Origin of the sequence: Nonomuraea phyllanthi (assembly GCF_006334985.2) — a bacterium.
GTDB lineage: Bacteria > Actinomycetota > Actinomycetes > Streptosporangiales > Streptosporangiaceae > Nonomuraea > Nonomuraea phyllanthi.
The window spans coordinates 45,582-63,482 of sequence record NZ_VDLX02000013.1 but is presented as its reverse complement, the minus strand read 5'-3'; the positions used below and the strand labels follow the sequence as shown (position 1 = coordinate 63,482).

Below are 17,901 nucleotides of genomic sequence, written 5' to 3'. Positions count from 1 at the left end.
GTCACGCTCCGCGACCACCGGTTCACCGAAAGATGGTCACCATTCGCCGAACACCGTGACTCCGTTGGCGCTGATCGCCGCGCACAACTCATCCGGATGGACGCCCTTGACCTCGGCCAGGCAGCGCAGCGTGAGGGGGACGAGGTAGGGGGCGTTGGGTTTGCCCCGGTACGGGACCGGCGGCAGGTAGGGGGCGTCGGTCTCGACCAGCATGAGCTCCTGGGGCGCGGTGCGGGCGGCCTCGCGGAGGTAGGCGGCGTTCTTGTACGTCACGGGCCCGGAGAAGGACATGAAATATCCGGCTTCCGCGCACTTTTTCGCCATCTCGGCGTCACCCGAGAAGCTGTGGAAGACCACCCTGTCCGGCGCGCCCTCCTCGGCCAGCACCCTGAGCACGTCGTCGTGCGCCTCCCGGTCATGGATGACCAGGGCCTTGCCGGTGCGCTTGGCGATCTCGATGTGCGCGCGGAAGGACGCGTGCTGGTCGTCCTTGCCCGCCCAGTCGCGGTAGTAGTCGAGCCCGGTCTCCCCCACCGCGCGCACCTGCGGCCGCCGCGCCAGCCGCTCGATCTCGGCCAGCGCCTCCGGGGTGGCCTCGTGGGCCTCGTTCGGGTGGATGGCCACCCCGGCGTACACGCCTTCCTGCTCGGCCGCCACCTCGGCGTTCCACCGGGACGACGCCAGGTCGTAGCCGATCGTGACCAGCCGCGTCACCCCGACCGCCCGGGCCTCGCTCAGGATGCTCCGCACGCTGGCCTCGGCGGCCTGAGCGGCCTGCGCCACCGGGTCGCCGGACGACGCCTGCCGGTTGCCGACCATGATGTCGAGGTGGCAGTGGCTGTCGAACACGGGCGCGGACAGCGGCTCCGGGGCCGCGGGTCTCTGGCTCACGCACTCCAACGTAGCGCCAGACCCGCCGGGGCCCGCCGTCCCCCCACGCGAGGGACGGCGGCGGAGATCCGGTTAGCGCCCGGACGTCGGCGTCACTTCCCCGGGTTGTCCAGCCGGGCCAGCTCCTCGTCCACGACCTTCGGGTCGAGCTTCTTGAACAGCGGCACGGGCGGCGCGAGAGGCGTGCCCGGCTTGATCGGCCGGTGCTCCCAGCGAGCGGCGCTCTCGGCGTAGTCGCCGGTGATCACCGGGTAGGGGGCGCCGCCGTCCTCGTCGACCTCGCGCATCTCCGGCATGCCCGACCACACGCCCTCGCCGCCCAGCATGGCGTGGACCTTGTTGGACGAGCCGGGCAGGAACGGCGTCAGCATCGTCTTGGCGTCGTCGACCACCTGGAGCGCGACGTGCAGGATCGACTTCTGCCGCGCCGGGTCCTCCTTGAGCTTCCACGGCTCCTGCTCGGCCAGGTATTTGTTGGCCTCGCGGACCACGTCGAACGCCTCGGTGATCGCGTTCTTGAAGCGCGACCTGGCCAGCTCCTCGCCCACCGGCGCGAACGCCTTGCGCGAGCGCTCCAGCAGCGCCCGGTCGGCGTCGGTCAGGTCGCCCGGCTCCGGCACGGCCCCGAAGTTCTTCGCCGCCATCGAGATGGACCGGTTGACCAGGTTGCCCCAGGCCGCGACCAGCTCGCCGTTGTTGCGGTTGACGAACTCCTGCCAGGTGAAGTCGGTGTCCTGATTTTCCGGACCTGCCACCGCGATGTAGTAGCGCAACGCGTCGGCGTCGTAACGCGCCAGGAAGTCGCGCACGTAAATTACTACTTGCCGCGACGAGGAGAACTTCTTGCCCTCCATGGTCAGGAACTCGCTCGACACCACCTCGGACGGCAGGTCGAGAGCACCCAGCGAGCCGGGCGAGCCGCCGCGGTCGCCCCGGCCGCTGTAGCCGAGCAGCATCGCCGGCCAGATCTCGGCGTGGAAGACGATGTTGTCCTTGCCCATGAAGTAGTAGCCGCGGGCGTCGGGATTCTGCCACCACTGCCGCCAGGCGTCGGGGTCGCCCGAGCGCCTGGCCCACTCGACGGAGGCCGACAGGTAGCCGATCACGGCGTCGAACCAGACGTACAGCCGCTTGTTGGGCTGGTCGCGCCAGCCGTCGAGCGGGATCGGGACGCCCCAGTCGAGGTCGCGGCTGATCGCGCGCGGCTGCAGGTCGCCGAGCAGGTTGAGCGCGAACTTCAGCACGTTGGGCCGCCACTCGCCCTGCTTGGACTGCAGGTAGGAGCCGAGCACGCCGGCGAAGGCGGGCAGGTCGAGCATGAAGTGCTCGGTCTCGACGAACGTGGGCGTCTCGCCGTTGATGCGGCTCTTGGGGTTGATCAGCTGGATCGGGTCGAGCTGGTTGCCGCAGTTGTCGCACTGGTCGCCGCGCGCGCCGTCGTAGCCGCAGATGGGGCAGGTGCCCTCGATGTAGCGGTCGGGCAGCGTGCGCCCGGTCGAGGGGGAGATCGCGCCCATCGTGGTCTTGGGGAAGATGTAGCCGTTGTCGTAGAGACCCTTGAAGATCTCTTGGGTGACGGCGTAGTGGTTTTTCGTGGTCGTCCTGGTGAACAGGTCGTAGGACAGCCCGAGCCCGGTGAGGTCTTCCGCGATGACGCGGTTGTAGCGGTCGGCCAGCTCCCTGGCGCTCACGCCCTCCTTGTCGGCCTGCACCTGGATGGGCGTGCCGTGCTCGTCGGTGCCGGACACCATCAGCACCTTGTTGCCCGCCATCCGCTGGTAGCGGCTGAAGACGTCGGACGGCACGCCGAAACCAGAGACGTGCCCGATGTGGCGGGGGCCGTTCGCATACGGCCACGCGACGGCGGTCAAGATGTGCTGGGACATGGTCTTAGCCTACGGGACTTTGTCGAGCTCATTTGTTACGGCGCTGCCGTGGCTCCCCACGCCCTGGCACCGCCGTAACAGAGGGATCAGCGCTTGGAGTCTTCGAGGGACACCGCTGCGGCGGCCTCCTCGGCCGCCTTGGCGGCGACGTCGATGGAGCTCTCGCGGGTGCGGCGGATGCCGAGGATGCTGATGAACAGCGAGGCGAAGATCGTCTGGAAGCTCATGATCAGCGCCGTCGCCGACGGCACCACGATGCGCAGCGACTCGCGCGGGTCGAGCTCGCCGAAGCTGCGCACCTGCCAGTGCACCAGCGACATCACCAGGCCCACCAGACCGGCCAGCGCCAGCAGGCCGCCGACCACGAGCCCGCGCTCCAGGCTCACCATGCCGATCAGCCGGCGGATGCGCGGCGACTCCGGCAGGAAGCCCTCCTCCGCCGCGTAGACCTTCGTGAACACGGCGAACAGCGCCGCCTGGAAGCCGATCACCACCAGCGCGGACGACCCGACCAGGGTGTCGACGTCGAACGCCAGCTCGCCGATCTTCACCGGCCCGAACGTCAGCGCCGTCGCGGCCACCAGGCCGATGAGCATCATGACGACGCCGGGGTAGAAGAACAGCCACTTCGGGCTGTAGAGCAGCAGGAAGCGCAGGTGGCGCCAGCCGTCGCGCCAGGAGCGCAGGTGCGGCGGGCGGGAGCGGCCGTCGGGCGAGAGCGTCGTGGGCACCTCGCGCACGTCGAGCCCCGACAGCGTCGAGCGCACCACCATCTCCGAGGCGAACTCCATGCCGCCGGTCTGCAGCTGCAGCCGCAGGATCGCGTCGCGGCGGAAACCGCGCAGCCCGCAGTGGAAGTCGCCGATCTTCGACGGGAAGAACAGCCGTCCGACGAACGACAGCACCGGGTTGCCGAGGTAGCGGTGGAGCGGCGGCATGGCGCCCGGGGCGATGCCGCCCCTGAAGCGGTTGCCCATCACCAGGTCGGCGCCGTCGCGCAACTCCTCGACGAACGGCAGCAGCGCGGTGAAGTCGTAGGAGTCGTCCGCGTCGCCCATGATGACGTATTTGCCGCGGGCCGCCCGGATCCCGCCCATGAGGGCGTTGCCGTAGCCCTTCTCGTCGACGTGGACCACGCGGGCACCGGCGTCGCGGGCGAGCTGTTGCGAGCCGTCCGTGCTGCCGTTGTCGGCGATCAGCACCTCGCCCTCGATGCCGTGCTCCGCCATGCACGCCAGTGCCTTGCGCACACAGACTTCCACGGTCTCCGCCTCGTTGAGGCAGGGCATGACCACCGTCAGTTCCACGTGTCTACCCTTCAGTTAAGGCTGTTCCAGTGAACCATCATGCCCTCTGCCCGAGTGTGCGAGGGTCAAGACCCAAAAACGACTGGCATTCTTTACAGCATGGTGAGCGTCGCGGAGATTACCCATGTGGACCACTCCGCCCCTGGCCGGGCAGCCCGTGCGCTGTCCATGTTGCGCCGGCATCGAGTGTTCGCCGCGGCTTTCGGCGTGGGCGCCGTGCTGCGGCTCATCACCATGCTCGGCTACGGCCCGGCCATGTGGTTCAACGACTCCTACGAGTACGTCTCGGTCGCCCTGCACCCGCGGCCGCACCCGATCAGGCCGGACGGCTACAGCTTCTGGCTGATGCTGCTCGAGCCGTTCCACAGCTTCGCGCTGGTCACCTTCACGCAGCACCTCATGGGCCTGGCCACGGCGTGCCTGATCTACGCGCTGCTGCGGATCAAGTTCAAGCTGCCCAAGTGGGGCGCCACGCTGGCGGCGGCGCCGGTGCTGTTCGACGCCTACCAGATCCAGCTCGAGCAGATGGTGATGTCCGACACCATGTTCATGCTGCTCGTGGTGGGCGCGATCACGCTGGTGCTGTGGAAGCGGCGGCTGTCGTGGCGGGCGGGCGCGGTGGTCGGGCTGCTGCTGGCGCTGACGTGGCTGACCCGCTCGATCGGCCTGCCGGTCCTCGCGCTGGTGGTGCTCTACCTGCTGGTCAAGCGGACCGGCTGGCGCCCGATCGTGGCCGTCGTCACGGCCTGCGCGATCCCGGTGATGGCCTACATGGGCTGGTTCGCCTCGGCGTACGGGAAGTTCGCCATGACCAACAGCGACGGCCTGATCCTCTACATGCGCACGGCCATCTTCGCCGACTGCAACAAGATGCACATCGACAAGTACAAGGAGGTCCAGCTCCTCCTGCTGTGCATCACCGACCCGGTCAGCCAGCGCAAGGACTACGCGCAGTGGTACCTGTGGGGTCAGGGCAACGGCGACGGCACGGGCACCGGCGAGGTGCTGCACCGGTGGGGCGCCAACAAGAAGTGGAGCGAGATCACCAACGACGCGGCCAGCGCGTTCGCCACGCGGGCGATCCTCTCGCAGCCGGGCGACTACCTGAAGGTGGTGGCGCGCGACTTCCTGCGCTCGTTCCACTGGGCGCGCCCGCGCTTCCCCGACGAGTCGACCTACAACATGTACGAGTTCAAGCCGTACTACGACCTCGACGAGAACGGCCAGCCCAAGCGGCTGCCGAGGTGGTCGTCGTACGCGGGCGGCCGCACCGACACCGACGCGTTCAGCTACGAGCAGGGCCCGCCGGAGACCCGGATCGTCTATCCCTGGGCCGACATCATGAGCGGCTACCAGAAGGTGTTCTACCTGCGCGGCATCATGCTCGGCGGCATCCTGCTGATCGGCCTCTACGGGGTCGCGGTCAGGTGGCGCAAGTTCGGCGGGCCTGTGGTGCTGCCGTGGCTGGGCTCGGTCGGGCTGCTGCTGGCGCCGGCGGCGACGGCGGAGTTCGACTACCGGTACGTGCTTCCGGCGGTCCCCCTGGCCTGCATCGCGGCGGCGATCACGCTGCGCAAGGGCGTCACTTTGGGGCGGTGGTCACCCAGGAGCGCATCAGCATCCGAGCCCACCACTCTGCCTGTGTGATCGTCTCGGCGGCCAGCACCGGATAGAGCCACCCGAAGTTGATGAGCACGATGAGCGCGAGCGCCCCGACCGCCGCGGCCCCGGCCGACCTCCGGCCCGCGGGGGCGTCCCGCCTGCCCAGCGCCAGCCCCGAGACCAGCACGAGTGCCAGCACCATGAACGGCACGACGGGGATCATGTAGAACAGGTACATCGTGCGGTCGTCAGCGATCGCGTAGTAGAACCACGGCAGCCACCCCGCCCCGAACGCCAGCAGCGTCGCCCCCGCCCGCCAGTCCCGCGTGGCCACGTACCACGCGATGAGGCCGACCAGGGCGAGCGCGGCGGCGTACCAGAGGGCGGGGGTGCCGACGCCGAGCACGGCCTGCGAGCACTTGTCGGCCCCGCACGCCGAGGGCGGCAGGTCCGGCGGGTAGTGGAAGGAGACGGGCCGGATCAGCAGCGGCCACGACCAGGGCTCCGACATGTACGGGTGGTATTCGTGCAGGTTGCTGTGGTAGCCGAGCACCTCCAGCTGGTACTTCAGCCACGACCGCACCGAGTCGACCACGAAGAAGATCGGCCCTGAGGAGGTGGCCCGCTCCCAGTTGCGCCCCCAGCCGCCGTCGGTGACGAACCAGCCGGTCCAGGAGGCCATGAAGGTCGCCGCCGGCACCAGCACCATCGACGCGAACGCGCCCGGCAGGTCGTACGAGAACGCCCCCCGGTACGGCTCGCGCAGCCCCACGGCCCGCCGCGCGCCCATGTCCCAGACGAGGCTCAGGACGGCGAACGCGATCAGGAAGAAGATCCCCGACCACTTCACCGCGCACGCGGCTCCCAGGCAGAGCCCGGCGGCCAGCCGCCACGGCCGGAGCCCCAGCCGCGGCCCCAGCTCCGAGAGCCGTCCTGTGGCGAGCCGCTCGGCCAGCCGCCCGCGCGCCCAGTCCCGGTCGGCCACCACGCACGCGAACCCGGCCAGCACCCAGAACATCAGGAAGATGTCCAGCAGCGCCGTGCGCGAGAGCACCAGGTGCAGCCCGTCGAGCGAGAGCAGCAGCCCGCCCAGGCAGCCCAGCAGCGTCGATCGGGTCATGCGCCGCGCCACCCTGGCCATGATCAGGATGGACAGCGTGCCGGCCAGGGCGGCGGCGAAGCGCCAGCCGAACGGGTCCATCCCGAACAGCCACTCGCCCAGGCCGATCATCCACTTGCCCAGCGGCGGGTGCGCCACGAAGGCGGCGCAGTCGGCCGGCTGCGGGCAGTGCTTGAAGATGTCCAGGTTGCCGGCAAGGATGCGCTGGTCGGCGATCGGGTTGTCGGCGTCGCCGAGCATGGTCCGCTCGACGCCCCGCGTGATCAGCGAGTACGCGTCCTTCATGTAGTACGTCTCGTCGAAGACGACGGCGCGCGGTTCGCCGAGCCTGATGAAGCGCAGGAGGCCGCCGAAGAGCGCGACCAGCAGCGGCCCGATCCAGCCCCACAGCACGGTCCCCTGCATCGGCGGGACCAGCCGCTGCGCGGAAACCCCCCAGTTCCTCACCATGCGCACCCTATGGCGTGGGAGATCTCCTGTGAACCAGATCGTAGAGCTCGCGCTTGGGGATGCCCGCCGACCTCGCCACCTCGGCGACCGCGAGCTTGCGCTGCGCGCCCGCGGCGACCCTGCGGTCCACCTCGGCGACCAGCTCGTCCAGGTCCGGTTCGGCCGCCCCGGGCACGTGTCCCGCGACGACGACGGTGATCTCGCCCTTGACGCCCCCGGCCGCCCACGCGGCCAGCTCGCCGAGCCCGCCCCGCCGCACTTCCTCGTACGTCTTGGTCAGCTCGCGGCACACGGCCGCGGGCCGGTCGGCCCCGAACGCCTCCGCCATGGCCTCCAGAGAGCTCGCCAGCCGGTGCGGCGCCTCGAAGAAGACCATCGTGCGCTCCTCGCCCGCCAGGGCGGACAGGCGGCGGGCCCGCTCGCCCTGCTTGCGCGGCGGGAAGCCCTCGAAGCAGAACCGGTCGCTGGCGAGCCCTGACACGGCCAGCGCGGTGGTGACGGCGCTCGGACCCGGCAGCGCGGTGACCGTGACGCCCGCGTCGACGGCCAGCCGCGTCAGGCGGTAGCCGGGGTCGGAGACGCCCGGCATGCCCGCGTCCGTGATGACCACGACTGTGCGGCCCTGCTTCAGCGTCTCCAGCAGCTCCTCGGCGCGGGCCGCCTCGTTCTGGTCGTAATAGGACACCACCCGGCCGGCGATCTCGACGCCCAGCTCGGCCGCGAGCCTGCGCAGCCGCCTCGTGTCCTCGGCGGCCACCACGTCGGCGCCGCTCAGCATCTCGCGCAGCCGCGGCGAGACGTCGGCCGCCTGCCCGATGGGGGCCCCTGCCAGCACCAACTTGCCCTCTGCAGTCACCCGGCCATTCTGGCAGGGCATCCCAATTAAGGGTGTTTCTGCGTTTGCTATCACCTTGGGGCCCGTACGATGTGCGAATGGCGGTGACCGATTCTCCGTACCAGGCCTACGACAACTCGGAGGCCGGAGCGGGCCTTCCCGAGAAACGGCCCGAGACGCGGTCCGTACGGGATCGGGTCATACCTCCCATGCGAGGCAGCGTCCTGTGGGGATGGCTGGGTCCGATCCTGGTCACCCTCTTCGGCGCCGTCCTCCGCTTCGCCGGCCTGTCGCATCCCAAGGCCGTGGTGTTCGACGAGACGTACTACATGAAGGACTCGTTCTCGCTGATCACCTGGGGAGTCGAGCGGACCACGATCAAGGACGCCGACAAGGCGATCATCGCCGGCAACACCGACATCTGGCAGACCTGCGCGCCCGACGCCCTCGACAAGTGCGCCTCCTACGTCGTGCACCCGCCGCTCGGCAAGTGGATGATCGGCGCGGGCGAGTGGCTGTTCGGGCTCGACCCGTTCGGCTGGCGGTTCGCGGCGGCGCTGATCGGGTCGCTGTCGATCCTCGTCCTGGCCAGGGTGGCGCGGCGCATGACGCGCTCGACGCTGCTCGGCTGCTTCGCCGGCCTGCTGCTGGCCCTCGACGGCCTGCACTACGTGCTCTCGCGCACGGCGCTGCTGGACATCTTCCTGATGTTCTGGGTGCTGGCCGCGTTCGCCTGCCTGGTGGTCGACCGCGACCAGGCCAGGGAGCGGCTGGTGGCCTGGTACGAGACGTCGCCGGTCTCGCAGTACGGGCCGTCGCTGGGCATCAGGTGGTGGCGGGTCGCGGCGGGGGTCTGCCTGGCCTTCTCGATGTCGGTCAAGTGGTCGGGCATCTTCTTCGCGGCGGCGTTCGCGATCATGTCGCTGATGTGGGACTTCGGGGCGCGGCGGGCCGTGGGGCTGCGGCACCCGTACGTGGGGGCGTTCAACAAGGACCTGCCGCAGGCGGTCATGGCCTTCGCGGTGGTGCCGTTCGTGACGTACATGGCCACCTGGACCGGCTGGTTCGTCAACGCGACCGGCTACGGGCGCAACTGGGACCAGGCCACCTCCTCGGGGCCGATCTTCTTCCTCTTCGACTCGATGCGGTCGTGGATCAAGTACCAGTGGCAGGTCTTCACCTTCCACAGCGACCTGGTGTCCTCCCACCCGTACATGTCGGAGCCCTGGCAGTGGCCGCTGCTGCTGCGTCCCGTGGCCTTCTACTACGAGAGCAGGCAGAACACCTGCGGCGTCAAGGACTGCTCCGAGGCCGTGCTGGGCGTGGGCACGCCGGTGATCTGGTTCGGGGCGGTGGCCGCGCTGGTGGCGCTGATCGCGTGGTACGTCTCCTCGCGCGACTGGCGGGCGGGGGCTGTGCTGCTGGCGTACGCCGCCGGGCTGGTGCCGTGGATCTACTTCGCGATCGCCGACAACCGGACGATGTTCCTGTTCTACGCGGTGCCGATGGTGCCGTTCATGGTGCTGGCCATCACGTTGTGCGCCGGCCTGCTGATCGGGACGTCGCAGCCGACGGCGACGGGGGTCATGCCGGTACGGCGTACCGTGGGTGCTGCGGCGGTCGGCGCCTTCGCGCTGCTGGCGTTGATCAATTTCTGGTGGTTGCATCCGGTTCTTTCCGGCGAGCTGATCCCGTACACCGAATGGAAGGCGCGTATGTTGTTTGAAAAACGGTGGATATGACCGTTCTACCGTCCGCTCATTAGTGGTTTCTTAGGGTAGTCGCTGTGCAAGACCCAATACGCACCGGATTCGGTCATCGTCAGGCCAGGGGTCGATACGGCAAACTTCGAGGCATGAGTGCACCGGATGTCACCGCCCTGCTCGCCGAGTTGGAGCGCTCGCAGCCGGAGCTGGCCGAGGAGGCCAGGACCGCGGTCGAATGGCTGACGGGCGGGGAGCCGCTGGAGACGGTGACCCAGCTCGACGTCTGCGAGTTCCTCTGGTACACCCTGCCGATCAAAGTAGGGCCGCTCAAGCCCGGAGGGGACCACGAGCGCCTGGCGCGCTCGCTCGGGCGGCTGCTGCAGCTCGGTGGCCTGGAACGTTACGCCGCCCTGTGCGAGTCTCCGACGACCCTCCACATCCTGCGCACGTACGCCCGTGAGGGCGAGGACGCGGGCACCAGCGCCTACCAGCAGGCGCTCGAGGCCACGGGCGTGCTCCCGCCCGACGTGCCCGAGCTCCAGTGGAGCATGATCATGGGCCCCGAGGAGCTGGGCGCCCACCTGGCCTGCTCCGCCGCCCTGGAGCTGGCCATCGTCTCCGGCGACAGCGTCGACCGCACCGCGCTGACCCGGCGCTGGCTCACCGAGCCCCGCGCCGAGCTGGGCGGCGACAGCTGGCTCAACCGGGTGCACGGCGAGCGGCTCAACCGCTGGGTGCTGGGCCGCGGCCCGGCCAGGCGGGAGCTGGCGCAGCCGTTCGAGGTGCGCCTGCACGCGCCCGTGAGCCCGCAGCCGCTGCCCGCGCTGCACCGGCTGCTGTCACTCGCCGCCTCGGAGGGGAGCCTGCCGCTGCGGCTGGCGCCCTCGCCCGAGGCGGCGCGGCTGCGGGAGCTGGCCGAGCGCGAGCTCGGCGCGATCAGCCGCGACGGCTCGCGGCTGGCCATCACCGACTACGGCAGGCGGCTGCTCAAATCCCGCCGGGCCATGTGGTCGGCGGTGACCCGGCTGCTGCTGGCTCGGGGCGAGCACGAGTTCGAGGTGTCGGCGCGCGAGGCGGCGCTCATGCTGCTCGCCGACGGCACCCTGATGTCGCCCGCCAAGCTGCACGAACGGGTGGCGGAGGTGGTCGGCGGCGAGGGCTGGCACCCCACCACGGGCGTGGAGGACGTCGCCGGGCCGGTGAACGACCTGATCTCGCAGCTCACCGCGCTGGGGCTGGCGTTCGGCGACGAGCTGGCCGTGCGGATGGACCGCCCTGGCCAGCTCGCGGCCCTGGCCGCGCTGCGCGCCCACGCCCTGCGGCCCAGGAAGTACATCAGCTCAAGCTGACACCCGCCGCACCGCCCGCTTGAACTCGGGGCACTCGATGAGCGGGTCGTGGTCGCAGGTCACCGCGTGGCGCAGGCTGTCACGCAGCCTGGTGAGCTGCTCGACCCGCTCGGAGACCTCGCGCTCCTTGGCGGCCATGCGCTCGCGCAGGTCGCCGTCGGACGGCCTGGCCCGCAGGAACGCGCCGATCTCGGCCAGCGTGAACCCCGCGTCGCGGGCGCACGCGATCAGCGCCAGGCGCTCCAGCGTCTCGGGACGGTACGCGCGGCGCAGGCCGTTGCGCCCCTCCGCCTCGATGAGCCCCTTGCGCTCGTAGAAGCGCAGCGCCGACGCGGCCAGCCCGCTGCGCCTGGCCACCTCGCCGATGTCGATCAACGTGTCGTCCACCGTCGCTCCTTGACTTGAACCGCGCTTCAAGTCGCAGTCTAGTCCCATGCGAATTCACCACCTCAACCTCGCCTCCATGCGCGAGATCGATTCCCACGACGGCCGGCCCGCGGCCCGCGTGGTGTGCCACGCCCTGCTGGTCGAGACGCCCGCGTCCGGGCTCGTCCTGGTCGAGTCCGGGCTGGGGCTCGACGACGTGGCAAGGCCCGGCGAGCTGCTGGAGCACGAGTGGACGGAGCTCGTCCAGCCGCTGCTCTCCCCTGCCGAGACGGCCGTGCGGCAGGTCGCCGCGCTCGGGCACGACCCGCGCGACGTGCGGCACATCGTGCCGACCCACCTGGACGTGGACCACAGCGGCGGGCTGCCCGACTTCCCGCACGCCGTCGTGCACGTCATGGAGGCCGAACTGGAGGACGCCATCAAGCAGGCCCCCAGCCGCCGCTACCGGCCCGGCCACTGGGCGCACTCGCCGAAATGGCAGACATATCCGGGTACGGGCACGCGCTGGCTGGGCGTGGACGGCGTGCGCCCGCTGGCGGGGCTGCCCGAGGACCTCCTGCTCGTGCCGCTCGACGGGCACACGCGCGGGCACGCGGGAGTGGCGGTCAACGACGGTGACCGCTGGCTGCTGCACGCCGGGGACGCCTACTTCCACCACGGCGAACTGGAGCGCCCGCCCCGGTCGCACCCGCTGCTGGACGTGGTGCAGCTCGGCGCCCAGGTCGACGCCGAGCGCCGGCTGTCGAGCCAGGAGAGCCTGCGCTCGCTCGCCCACGACCACGGGGTCGCGGTTTTCTCGGCCCATGACCCCTGGGAATTGTCCAGTTACATACGGTAGTTACCATTGAAGGCATGGAGTTGTTCCCAGCGATGCCCCTGGCCGAGTGGGCCGAGGCCAAGGAGACCTTTCACAGGTTCGCGCAGATCGTCGGCAAGATCCGGCTGTCGGCCAGCAACCGGCGCAACCACTGGTGGCAGGTGCCCTTCCACCCGACCGGGCACGGCCTCACCACGCGGCCGATGGGCGGGCTGGGCGAGCAGCCGCTGTTCAGCATCGACTTCGACCTGATCCGCCACCGGCTGGTGGTGGAGGTGCTCGACGGGCGCAGCGCGGAGTTCAGCCTGATCGGGCGGTCGGTGGCCTCGTTCCACGAGCGGCTCTTCGAGACGCTGGCGGGGCTCGGGATCCGGCCGGAGATCTGGGCGGTGCCGTTCGACCTGGGCGACGACACGCCGTTCGCCGAGGACACCCTGCACGCGCGCTACGACCCGATGCTGATCAACCGCTACTGGCGGATCCTGTCGCAGGTGGCGCAGCTCCTCGACCGGTACGCCGCCGACTTCGCCGGCAAGACCTCGCCGGTGCACCACTTCTGGCACACGTTCGACATCGCCGTCACGCGCTTCACCGGGCGGGTGGTACGGGTCTCGCCGGACGCCGACCCCGTCACCCGTGAGGCCTACAGCTGGGAGGTCATCAGCTCGGGCTTCTGGTTCGGCGACAAGGAACGGCCGTGGCCGGCGTTCTACTCCTACACCGCGCCGGAGCCGCCGGGCCTGGAGCGCGAGCCACTCCGGCCGATCGAGGCCGAGTGGCTGCCCGCGCGGGGCAGCCACCTCGCGATCCTGCGGTACGACGACGTGCGCGGGATGGGCGACCCCGTGGCGGCCGTGCTGGAGTTCCTGGACAGCGCCTACGAGGCCGGCGCCAAGCTGACCGGGGTGGACATGGAGGTGCTGGCCTCGCCCGGCGGCATCACGGACCCGTACTACGGGAAGCACTGAGGACCGCGGGAAGCACAGAGCGCCCGGCCCCTCGGAAGGGGCCGGGCGCTCCACGTGTAGCAACCGGTGTGCAGGTCGCCTCTCGGCGAAAGGCACAACGCGGCTCCAGCCGAACGGTAGTCCGCGAAGGCAATAGGTGAGGCCCGGGGACACTGGACACACCGGCCACGATTCATGTAACCACACCAGCCCGGCGAACATTCCCGGGCGGCGCCGTCTCCCTCAGCCGGCCGCACGTGAGGGAGCGGGGGCCGCGACCACGATGTCACCGGCCAGCAGGATCGCGGCGAACGCGAGCAGCCCCGCCACCCCGCCCACCCAGCCGACGATGGACCCCACGCCCGCGGCGGTGACGCTGGGGCCGGTCAGCAGCCCCTGCACGCACGCCAGGCCGAACAGGCCGCCGAGCTGCTTGCTGAGCGCCGACCCCGCCGTGGCGGCGCCCATGTCGGCGCGGGGCACGCTGCCCTGGGTGGCGATGGTGAGGCCGCCCATCGCGGGGCCGGTGCCGAGCCCCACGACCAGCAGCCACGCGGCGGTCACGATCGGGGACGTCTCGGATCCGAGGGTGAAGAACGACAGCGACCCGGCCGTGACCAGCGCCGCCCCGCCCAGCAGCAGGGACCTGACCTGGCCGGAACGCATGACCAGGGCGGCCGTCAGCCGGTTGCCCGCGACCATGCCGAGGAGCAGCGGGAGCACGAGGAGCCCGGAGACGGTGGCCGAGTGGCCGCGTACGTGCTGGAGGTAGAGCGGCAGCAGCACGCCCACGGGCAGGCTCGCGAGCTGGAAGAAGAAGCCGCCGGTGAGCAGGGCCGCATACGTGCGCCGGCGCAGCAGCCCCATGGGGAGCACCGGGGTGGCCGCCCGGCGCTCGACGGCTGGCAGCGCGACCAGCAGGACGAGACCGGCCACCAGCGTGCCGAGGACGGCGGGGTCGGCCCAGCCGCGCGTGGTGTTGCCCTTGAGGCTGAGCCCGATCAGGACCAGCGACAGGCCGCCGACCAGCAGCGCGATCCCGCCCGCGTCGAGCCGGCCGGGCGCGGCGCCGGGCAGGCGGCGCTGCGGCAGCAGCACCGCGATCATCACGGCGGCGACCACGCCGACCGGCAGGTTGACCAGGAACGCCCACCGCCAGCTCGCGTGATCGGTCAGCAGGCCGCCCAGCAGCGGCCCGCCCAGCATCCCCACGATCATCATGGTGGCCATCAGGGTCTGCATCCGGACCATGCCCGCCATGCGGGCCGGCGGGTACAGGTCCCGGATCGTCGCCATCCCCAGCGTGAGCAGCGCGCCCGCGCCTAACCCCTGGACCGCCCTCGCGACGATCAGGAACGGCATCGAGGCGGCCAGGCCGCAGGCCAGCGAGGCGACCAGGAAGATGCTCACGCCGGTCAGGAGGAGGCGGCGGCGGCCGTACAGGTCCGAGAAACGGCCGTAGATGGGGACGCTCACCGAGGACGTGAGCAGGTACGCCGTGACCAGCCACACGTACCAGGAGCCGGTCCCGCCCACCTGCTCGACGATGCGCGGGAGTGCCGTGCCGACCACGGTGCCGTCGAGCATGCCGAGGAAGGCGCAGCCGAGCAGCGCGTACGTCACCGCCGCGCGGCGGCGGGGCGCGAGGTCCTCGTAGAGGTCCGTCATCCGGCCTCATCCCCCTCCACGGCGCCGTGCAGGAAGAGGCTCACCAGCTCGGCCGAGGTGAGCAGGGTCTCCCTCCGGCCCGCCGCCAGCAGCAGGAACTGGAACGCCTCCGCCAGGCGCTCGGGCGGGAGCCTGAGGCGGTCGCGGTCGGGCTCGAACAGGCCGGTCAGCACCTCGCGGGTCGCCGCCAGCGACGCCTCCCGCCCCGACACCAGCCGCCCCGGACCGCCCGAGGCTCCGCGGCCCATGGCCTCCCTCAGGGCACCTTCCTTCCTCGCGCCATCTTTCTCGCCATGACCACCTGCCTCGCTTTGACCACCCGCCTCGCCGGAACCACCCGGCTCCCCGTTGGCACCTGGCTGTCCCTGACCAGCCGGCTCACCGCGGCCGACGGCCTCGCCGGGCGCCTCCTGGGCCTCCGTGGAGGAGCCGGCGCCTTCGGAGGGGCGCAGGAGCCGGGGGTCGCGGCGGAGACCGCCGGATGCGGCCAGGGCACCGGCGACGGCGCCCATGCGGGCCAGGTGGGCGTGGAGCGCCTCCGACGCCTCGACCAGCCGCTCCTCCAGCGGCAGGTCCAGCGAGATGGACGCCACGTACGCCAGCGTGTCGTCGGGCCGCGCCGCCTCGGCCATGCAGGCGGCCAGCACCGCGTCCTTGTCGCCGAAGGCACGGAAGATCGTGCCCTCGCCGATGCCCGCCGCGCGGGCGATCTGGGCGGTGGTCACGGACGTGCCGTACTCCACCACCAATGGGAGCGCCGCTCGCACGATCATCTCGCGGCGCTGCTCTGGGCTCATCGCCGGCGCGCGTCGCCGGCCTGGTGTGTTCGTCATGGCTTCGACAGTACGGAGTGAGTACTCACTCCGTCAAGCCGCTTATCATTGGCAGTGGGGTGACCGGCATTCGCCGAGCACATCTACACCGAACGGCGGATGCCCAAGAGTGCGGGCCACAGCGCGACCTCGGCGGGCCTGCGTCTCGCGCCCGGCACCGACGGCCCGCTACGGCACCGGCTGCGGCGGCTCGCCGTCACCCTCCGGCACATCAGGCTGGGATGACGGCCGCGCGGGCTGGGCCGATGGCGGGGCGGGCCGGACCGGTGGCGGGGCGGGCCGGACCGGTGGCGGGGCGGGCCGGACCGGTGGCGGGGCGGGCCGGACCGGTGGCGGGGCGGGCTAAGCCGATGGCGGCGTGGGCTCGCCGTGCAGGTCAGAGGGGGTCGACAGCCGTGCGGCCCTGCCGTGCAGGTAGCGCTGTTGCGGGAAGCTCGTCGTACGCCTGGCCGCCTGCTCGTAGCAGTCGCGGGCGCCCGCGCGGTCGCCGGCCATCTCCAGCAGGTGCCCGCGCACGGCGTGCAGCCGGTGGTCGTCCCGCAGCGGCTCCTGGAGCCGTTCCAGCAACCCGAGGCCCGCGAGCGGACCGCGCGCCATGGCCACGGCGACCGCGTGGTTGAGCGCCACGACGGGATTGCCCGCGATGCGCATCAGCAGCTCGTACAGCGCCACGATCTGCGGCCAGTCGGTCTCCTCCGCGCTCGGCGCCTCGTCGTGGACGGCCGCGATGGCCGCCTGCAGCTGGTACGGGCCGGGGCTGCCGCGCCCGAGCGCTTCGGTGACGAGCGCGACGCCCTCCTCCACGGCGGCGGCGTCCCACAGGGATCGGTCCTGCTCGGCCATCGGGATCAGCGCGCCGTCGGGACCGGTGCGCGCTGGCCGCCGCGCGTCGGTGAGCAGCATGAGCGCGAGCAGCCCGGCCACCTCCGGGTCGTCGGGCACGAGGCGGCACACCGTACGGGTCAGCCTGATCGCCTCGGCGGCCAGCTCCGCGCGCTGGAGGTCGGGCCCGGACGTGCTGGCGTACCCCTCGTTGAAGATCAGGTAGAGCACGCGCAGCACCGCGCCCAGGCGTTCCGCGCGCTCCTCGGCCCTGGGCAGGCGGAAGGGCAGGCCGCTGTCCTTGACCCGCTGCTTGGCCCGGGTGATGCGGCGGGTCATCGTGCCCTCCGGCACCAGGAACGCGCGCGCGATCTCCGCCGTGGTCAGGCCGCCGACGGCGCGCAGCGTGAGCGCGACCTGCGCGGGCGGCGACAGCGACGGGTGGCAGCACATGAACAGCAGCACGAGCGTGTCGTCCCCCGCCCGAACGGGCTGGTCGGCGGCCGGCGCCAGCCGGTCGGCGGGCAGCGCCCGCGCCGCCACGGCGTCCTCCCTGCGGCGGCGCGCCTGCTCGCTGCGCAGCAGGTCGGTCAGCCGCCGCGCCGCCACCGTGATCAGCCAGGCGCGGGGGTCGTCCGGCACGCCCTGCTCGGGCCAATGCGTGGCGGCGGCGAGCAGCGCCTCCTGGACGGCGTCCTCGGCCGTGTCGAAGTGCCCGTAGCGGCGCACGAGCGCGCCGAGGACCTGCGGCGCCAGCTCGCGCAGCAGGTCCTCGGCCGGGGTGCCGCCGATCAGAACCCCAGGTCGGCGCTGGAGTCCACGATGGGCCGGATGTCGGCGTACATGGTGTCGGCGGGGTCGCCGGGGTACGGGCACTGCCCCAGGCGGGCGGCCAGCTCGGTGGCCCGGTCGAAGCTGTCGCACTCCACGATCCAGTAGCCGGCCAGCACCTCCTGCGTCTCGGCGTACGGGCCGTCGGTCACGAACGCCTCGCCGCCGCGCGAGCCGACCCGGCGGGTGTGCACCGGCGCGGCGAGCCCGCGCGTCTCCACCAGCTCGCCCGACTCCTCCAGCTCCTTGTTGAACGCCTCCATGAACTGGTGCATGGCCGCCACGGCCTCCCCCGACCAGCCGGGCCGCCCGGTGTCCTTGCCGGCCATGGCGTCGTAGTCCTGCTGCGAGCCGTACGACAGGATCATGTACTTCATGGTGATGAGTCCTCTCTCGTGTGCCTCTCACCAGGTACGTCGGAGCCACGCGCGCCCACCGGACACTTCTACG

Annotated in this window: 16 protein-coding genes; 6 read left to right on the top strand and 10 right to left on the bottom strand. The window is 71.2% G+C overall.

Annotation, left to right across the window (positions count from 1 at the left end; all coding sequences use genetic code 11):
* Nucleotides 1-36: 36 nt before the first annotated feature.
* The 3 genes from FH608_RS31260 to FH608_RS31250 form a co-directional block, all read right to left on the bottom strand.
* A complete protein-coding gene (locus tag FH608_RS31260) occupies nucleotides 37-891 on the bottom strand; it encodes a TatD family hydrolase (RefSeq protein ID WP_139635909.1) in 855 nt (284 codons plus the stop codon).
* A 92-nt stretch (nucleotides 892-983) separates the two neighbouring features.
* The gene (gene metG, locus FH608_RS31255) at nucleotides 984-2,777 is read right to left on the bottom strand and encodes a methionine--tRNA ligase (RefSeq protein WP_139635908.1); all 1,794 of its coding nucleotides are present in this window, start codon (nucleotides 2,775-2,777) and stop codon (nucleotides 984-986) included.
* An 86-nt stretch (nucleotides 2,778-2,863) separates the two neighbouring features.
* Nucleotides 2,864-4,084, bottom strand: a complete 1,221-nt coding sequence (locus tag FH608_RS31250) for a glycosyltransferase family 2 protein (RefSeq protein WP_193318729.1) — start codon at nucleotides 4,082-4,084, stop codon at nucleotides 2,864-2,866.
* Nucleotides 4,085-4,183: 99 nt separating this feature from the next.
* Between FH608_RS31250 and FH608_RS31245 the strand changes: the two genes are divergently transcribed.
* Nucleotides 4,184-5,731 carry a hypothetical protein gene (locus FH608_RS31245; RefSeq protein WP_226900064.1) on the top strand — a complete coding sequence of 516 codons (1,548 nt, stop codon included), beginning with the start codon at nucleotides 4,184-4,186 and terminating at the stop codon, nucleotides 5,729-5,731.
* Here the strand turns inward: FH608_RS31245 and FH608_RS31240 are convergent.
* Both FH608_RS31240 and rsmI read right to left on the bottom strand, forming a co-directional pair.
* Nucleotides 5,667-7,256 carry a dolichyl-phosphate-mannose--protein mannosyltransferase gene (locus FH608_RS31240; protein ID WP_226900063.1) on the bottom strand — a complete coding sequence of 530 codons (1,590 nt, stop codon included), beginning with the start codon at nucleotides 7,254-7,256 and terminating at the stop codon, nucleotides 5,667-5,669. The genes FH608_RS31245 and FH608_RS31240 overlap by 65 nt on opposite strands.
* Nucleotides 7,257-7,263: 7 nt before the next feature.
* Complete coding sequence (rsmI, locus tag FH608_RS31235; protein WP_139635907.1) at nucleotides 7,264-8,133, bottom strand: 16S rRNA (cytidine(1402)-2'-O)-methyltransferase; 870 nt, start codon at nucleotides 8,131-8,133, stop codon at nucleotides 7,264-7,266.
* A 167-nt stretch (nucleotides 8,134-8,300) separates the two neighbouring features.
* Between rsmI and FH608_RS31230 the strand changes: the two genes are divergently transcribed.
* On the top strand, nucleotides 8,301-9,833 hold the full coding sequence (locus FH608_RS31230) for a dolichyl-phosphate-mannose--protein mannosyltransferase (RefSeq protein ID WP_226900062.1): 1,533 nt from the start codon (nucleotides 8,301-8,303) through the stop codon (nucleotides 9,831-9,833).
* A gap of 113 nt (nucleotides 9,834-9,946) precedes the next feature.
* Complete coding sequence (locus FH608_RS31225) at nucleotides 9,947-11,146, top strand: hypothetical protein (protein ID WP_193318728.1); 1,200 nt, start codon at nucleotides 9,947-9,949, stop codon at nucleotides 11,144-11,146.
* Here FH608_RS31225 and FH608_RS31220 read toward each other — a convergent pair.
* A complete protein-coding gene (locus FH608_RS31220; protein WP_226900061.1) occupies nucleotides 11,138-11,533 on the bottom strand; it encodes a MerR family transcriptional regulator in 396 nt (131 codons plus the stop codon). The genes FH608_RS31225 and FH608_RS31220 overlap by 9 nt on opposite strands.
* A gap of 46 nt (nucleotides 11,534-11,579) precedes the next feature.
* Here FH608_RS31220 and FH608_RS31215 point away from each other — a divergent pair, with 46 nt between their 5' ends.
* Together FH608_RS31215 and FH608_RS31210 are read left to right on the top strand one after the other, a co-directional pair.
* On the top strand, nucleotides 11,580-12,371 hold the full coding sequence (locus tag FH608_RS31215) for an MBL fold metallo-hydrolase (RefSeq protein ID WP_139635904.1): 792 nt from the start codon (nucleotides 11,580-11,582) through the stop codon (nucleotides 12,369-12,371).
* Nucleotides 12,372-12,385: 14 nt separating this feature from the next.
* Nucleotides 12,386-13,318, top strand: coding sequence for a DUF5996 family protein (locus tag FH608_RS31210; RefSeq protein WP_139635903.1), 933 nt, complete (start codon nucleotides 12,386-12,388; stop codon nucleotides 13,316-13,318).
* 222 nt (nucleotides 13,319-13,540) lie between these two features.
* On the opposite strand, the gene FH608_RS31205 is transcribed toward FH608_RS31210, so the two are convergent.
* Entirely contained in the window at nucleotides 13,541-14,965 is a 1,425-nt protein-coding gene (locus FH608_RS31205) for an MFS transporter (protein WP_139635902.1), read from the bottom strand.
* Nucleotides 14,962-15,798 carry a TetR/AcrR family transcriptional regulator gene (locus tag FH608_RS53060; RefSeq protein WP_226900060.1) on the bottom strand — a complete coding sequence of 279 codons (837 nt, stop codon included), beginning with the start codon at nucleotides 15,796-15,798 and terminating at the stop codon, nucleotides 14,962-14,964. Before FH608_RS53060 ends, FH608_RS31205 begins: the two co-directional genes overlap by 4 nt.
* A 99-nt stretch (nucleotides 15,799-15,897) precedes the next feature.
* On the opposite strand from FH608_RS53060, the gene FH608_RS53910 reads away from it, so the two are divergent.
* Entirely contained in the window at nucleotides 15,898-16,023 is a 126-nt protein-coding gene (locus FH608_RS53910) for a hypothetical protein (RefSeq protein WP_263008703.1), read from the top strand.
* A 117-nt stretch (nucleotides 16,024-16,140) separates the two neighbouring features.
* On the opposite strand, the gene FH608_RS31195 is transcribed toward FH608_RS53910, so the two are convergent.
* Together FH608_RS31195 and FH608_RS31190 are read right to left on the bottom strand one after the other, a co-directional pair.
* Nucleotides 16,141-17,415 carry an RNA polymerase sigma factor gene (locus tag FH608_RS31195; RefSeq protein ID WP_394367713.1) on the bottom strand — a complete coding sequence of 425 codons (1,275 nt, stop codon included), beginning with the start codon at nucleotides 17,413-17,415 and terminating at the stop codon, nucleotides 16,141-16,143.
* On the bottom strand, nucleotides 17,412-17,828 hold the full coding sequence (locus FH608_RS31190) for a YciI family protein (protein ID WP_139635901.1): 417 nt from the start codon (nucleotides 17,826-17,828) through the stop codon (nucleotides 17,412-17,414). The genes FH608_RS31195 and FH608_RS31190 overlap by 4 nt, the downstream gene beginning before the upstream one ends.
* Nucleotides 17,829-17,901: the final 73 nt, after the last annotated feature.

Excerpts from the sequence above, each read along its gene's own strand:
- FH608_RS31215 (WP_139635904.1), top strand. The coding sequence starts at position 11,580 with ATGCGAATTCACCACCTCAACCTCGCCTCCATGCGCGAGATCGATTCC.
- FH608_RS31230 (WP_226900062.1), top strand. The coding sequence starts at position 8,301 with ATGCGAGGCAGCGTCCTGTGGGGATGGCTGGGTCCGATCCTGGTCACC.
- FH608_RS31205 (WP_139635902.1), bottom strand. The coding sequence starts at position 14,965 with ATGACGGACCTCTACGAGGACCTCGCGCCCCGCCGCCGCGCGGCGGTG.
- FH608_RS31240 (WP_226900063.1), bottom strand. The coding sequence starts at position 7,256 with ATGGTGAGGAACTGGGGGGTTTCCGCGCAGCGGCTGGTCCCGCCGATG.
- FH608_RS31225 (WP_193318728.1), top strand. The coding sequence starts at position 9,947 with ATGAGTGCACCGGATGTCACCGCCCTGCTCGCCGAGTTGGAGCGCTCG.
- rsmI (WP_139635907.1), bottom strand. The coding sequence starts at position 8,133 with ATGCCCTGCCAGAATGGCCGGGTGACTGCAGAGGGCAAGTTGGTGCTG.
- metG (WP_139635908.1), bottom strand. The coding sequence starts at position 2,777 with ATGTCCCAGCACATCTTGACCGCCGTCGCGTGGCCGTATGCGAACGGC.
- FH608_RS31245 (WP_226900064.1), top strand. The coding sequence starts at position 4,184 with ATGGTGAGCGTCGCGGAGATTACCCATGTGGACCACTCCGCCCCTGGC.
- FH608_RS31190 (WP_139635901.1), bottom strand. The coding sequence starts at position 17,828 with ATGAAGTACATGATCCTGTCGTACGGCTCGCAGCAGGACTACGACGCC.
- FH608_RS53060 (WP_226900060.1), bottom strand. The coding sequence starts at position 15,798 with ATGACGAACACACCAGGCCGGCGACGCGCGCCGGCGATGAGCCCAGAG.
- FH608_RS31210 (WP_139635903.1), top strand. The coding sequence starts at position 12,386 with ATGGAGTTGTTCCCAGCGATGCCCCTGGCCGAGTGGGCCGAGGCCAAG.
- FH608_RS53910 (WP_263008703.1), top strand. The coding sequence starts at position 15,898 with ATGCCCAAGAGTGCGGGCCACAGCGCGACCTCGGCGGGCCTGCGTCTC.